Below are 1,996 nucleotides of genomic sequence, written 5' to 3'. Positions count from 1 at the left end.
ACCGCTCGGATGAGTTTATGGGGAGAGAGTTCGTGTCCGATCATGTGTCTGGGGCAAAGCTCGGTACAGAAATTGCATTGCTCGCAGACGGTTTTGGCAATGCGCAAAATATTATCGACAGTCATTTGTTTGCGTTGGATGAGCATGTGGTCCTTTGGCAGGGCTATCAGCCCGCCCGTGGTTTTGGTTACCGAGGCTGAAAGGTCTGTAATAAGGGTTCCCATCATCGGCCCTCCATTGATATAGGCAAGCTCCTTACTCACTCCGCCAGCCAGTTGGAAGACATCCCGGATTGACGTTCCGATCGGGACGGTCACAGTAATGGGATTTTTGACAGCTCCTGTTACAGTTAGAGTCCGCGTGGTGACTGGGATTCCTTCGACGGCTCTTGCAACATTGATTAGGGTTTGTACGTTATTAACAACCACTCCGATGTTTAATGGTATTCCACCCGGAGGGACTCGTCTGCCAGTCGTTAACCAGATAGTGATAACTTCGTCTCCTGCAGGATAGATATCCGGCATAATAGCCAACTCAAGGTTGCTTCTCTTCTTAATCCAGGGTTCTAACGCTGCTACTGCATCTTTATATTTGGCCTTTAACGCAACAATCCCTTTTGAGGCACCCGTTGCCTCCATAGCAAGGGTTAGACCTTTGACGAGAACCTCTGGGTAGAGTGCTGCCAGTTGTTGGTCGGTCTTCTGCAGTGGCTCACATTCTGCTGCATTGACAATGACTGTCTCTGCTTGCGCTGAGAGCTTGACATGTGTTGGAAATCCTGCCCCTCCGGCCCCGACTACCCCTGCGTCTCGTACTTTTGCGCTAATTTCTTTCATAGTTATCTCGCTCATTTTTCCACTCATTTAAGCTCTCACTTCAAAGGTCTCTTTATCAATAATGCCCACGATGGTGGCATCAACGGGGATGCTATTGTTCGCCAGACCCTGCCTGGCTGAGGACCCGCTGGCAACCATAACAATTTCATCTTCTCCCGCCCCTATTTGGTCTGCTGCGATCAGGGTATGCCCAATTTCCTGAAGCCTTGGTGTTCCATCCTCATGATAGAAGAGTGTGACGGGTTGGACGACAAGAAACTTCAGCCCCCTTAAAGATTCGTCCTTTCGAGTTGACCAGACATTTCCAATCACGCGGGCTAGAATCATCCTCTTACCCCCTCCTTCGCTATACACAGTTCAATGCGGCGCAGTTTTAGAGTGTCGCGAGCGAGTGGGGAGATGACGGTCCCTTGTTTCACGTGAACTCTCGAATCTTCCGGAAATCCGAAGGCTTGTTTATCCCCCAGAAACTTCTTAACAAAGTGAATCTCCTCTCGCGTTGAGGCACTTTCTTCATAGAAGGCCGTTTTCTTCGATTCACAACTCCATGATGTCTGCTCAGGATGAATTATTTGTTGTTGGACTATTCTTTCGATGCTTGTGCCTTGTAAGACAGGAACTGTCCTATTATCTGAAGCGAAGGTGCGATCTTCCTCCAGGGTCTCCCTGAGAATGAAACCGTAAGTCTGTACTTTTTTCAGATATCCTTCATAGAGGTCTCTGTAGGCTTGAGGAGTTCGTGCCGTTAAGCCAAGATACTCCGTCACAAGCTCGATGGAGCATCCTTTACTTATCCCTCGCCCAATCATCTCACAGATGGGGTTATCTCTTATTCCTAAGGCGGCTTTAGCCAAGGTATTCGGGGAACAGGTTGGCAGAATTAGTTTTTGCCAGTCAGACTTACCCAAGGCGTCTTGAACCGTAGTCCAAGTCATGCCTGCAGGCAGTACCGGCTTAGTTGTGAAAACCTGGTCACTTGGCAAGATGCTAAGCTTATAGTTGGCTCCCCACTGTCGTTGAACTGCAGTTAAGACCCGTGGAAAATCCGAGACATAGTTCAAGAGGACTAAGGCTTCGGATCTAACGGTCTGATTCCCTTCCTGGCCTCCGTTTCCTTGGAGTAACCCTTGCAAGGAAGGCTCTGACAGGATACGGCGCAC

The 1,996-nt window shown here is 49.1% G+C and carries 3 protein-coding genes; all 3 read right to left on the bottom strand.

Annotation, left to right across the window (positions count from 1 at the left end):
- The coding region (locus tag M8E35_RS26150; protein ID WP_252473900.1) for an SLBB domain-containing protein at positions 1-863 on the bottom strand (863 nt) is incomplete at its 3' end.
- Positions 864-1,163 (bottom strand): EutN/CcmL family microcompartment protein, encoded by a 300-nt coding sequence (locus M8E35_RS26145; protein WP_252473899.1) that lies wholly within the window; start codon positions 1,161-1,163, stop codon positions 864-866. It lies immediately after the preceding gene.
- A partial coding sequence (locus tag M8E35_RS26140) for a flavoprotein (RefSeq protein WP_252473898.1) occupies positions 1,160-1,996 on the bottom strand: 837 nt, incomplete at its 5' end. The genes M8E35_RS26140 and M8E35_RS26145, both read right to left, overlap by 4 nt.

This window comes from Desulfosporosinus nitroreducens (assembly GCF_023897015.1).
Taxonomy (GTDB): domain Bacteria; phylum Bacillota; class Desulfitobacteriia; order Desulfitobacteriales; family Desulfitobacteriaceae; genus Desulfosporosinus; species Desulfosporosinus nitroreducens.
The sequence above is the reverse complement of the archived record's forward strand: the minus strand, read 5'-3'. Positions and strand labels throughout refer to the sequence as shown.

What these genes read in the sequence shown, in the direction of transcription:
- M8E35_RS26145 (WP_252473899.1), bottom strand. Translation starts at nt 1,163, where the DNA reads ATGATTCTAGCCCGCGTGATTGGAAATGTCTGGTCAACTCGAAAGGAC.